This window comes from Vibrio sp. 10N.261.52.A1 (assembly GCF_002876325.1).
In the GTDB taxonomy this organism is placed as follows: domain Bacteria; phylum Pseudomonadota; class Gammaproteobacteria; order Enterobacterales; family Vibrionaceae; genus Vibrio; species Vibrio chagasii.
In genome coordinates, this window is record NZ_MCYD01000600.1 from 1 (window position 1) to 1,165 (window position 1,165).

1 protein-coding gene is annotated in these 1,165 nt (G+C 38.8%); it reads left to right on the top strand.

Annotated elements, in window-relative coordinates; all coding sequences use genetic code 11:
• Window positions 1-184 precede the first annotated feature (184 nt).
• Window positions 185-820 carry a hypothetical protein gene (locus BCT81_RS10355; RefSeq protein WP_102424105.1) on the top strand — a complete coding sequence of 212 codons (636 nt, stop codon included), beginning with the start codon at window positions 185-187 and terminating at the stop codon, window positions 818-820.
• Window positions 821-1,165 lie beyond the last annotated feature (345 nt).

Here is a 1,165-nt window from a genome sequence, read left to right on the forward strand (position 1 = left end):
GATTAGAATTCCTGATAATTTAGAATACAGACCTACGAAGTGCCAGTGCTATCCAGAAAATCGCTCGGCAAACGCTAATTTTGATATAGGGATCAAGAACTCGGACTTTGCTAATAGGTAATGACACATCAATTACCGTACTATTTCCCATCAATAAGATAGTAACTATGTATAAGGGACTTCATTGTTATTAGATCTCGTGATTAAAAGCGTTAATCAGTTTCAAGACGATTGCCTAAAGCTATGTGAACACCATTACCCTACTGTGCACAACCAAGGGATCAGTGAGCATCACATCGGAAAAGCATTCGCACGCCGAATGGAGCACACCTTCGTAAGCTTTAATCACGCAAGTAACATTAGCCCTTTAGAAATGCTTTCTTCCGGAGATACCCCTCGACACTTTCGAATCTCGTCGGAGATTGGGACCGTTTGGGTGATCAGCCATCATATGGTCAGCGCGGGAAAGACCTGTCGTAAAAAATTGATGTTAGATATTCATAACTGGCAACAGGAATATGGGTTTGCAATTCAACCCAATGACCTCTTGATTATCGTGTCTGACCATTGGATTAGCCGCAGCAAGAATAGTGGAGAGTTACTGCACTGGTGGATGGGTGAGTTGCCTGATGAGATAAACGAGTACAGCCAGCAAGGTATTACACTTAGAGAGAGCGATTCTCAATTCGCTGCTGACCTAAACAATAACTTTAGGATTAGCCCTTGTTTTATAAAATTCGGCCATCCCTTAAAACGTTCCGGTAATCAGCAATTAGTCCGCAAGTACCTTCAGCTTTATGCGGTACTTCAGTGGCAATAAAAATATCGGTCAGTTTTTCTCTTTGTACTTAAAATACAAATTCTAGACCTTCATCCCAATATTTTACAATAATCTATTTTTCATGCGCTCATTATTTATCCAAAAGTTAACTTAGGTAAAATAACAACAACTTGGTGTTTTGAATGTATTTTGAGAAGTAGATATCATTTCTATGCAAAGATCAAAGCTGTTCGATTTTACAACTTTGACACTCACCCATAATCTAGTCCTTTAACCCTACTTTTCTCTTGTGTATAGCCCGTATTGCCTTAAATTGGTGCATCATGATATGGACAATGTTACTCAGCTCATTAATTCATAAAAGCTATTAATTGCAGTTAATGA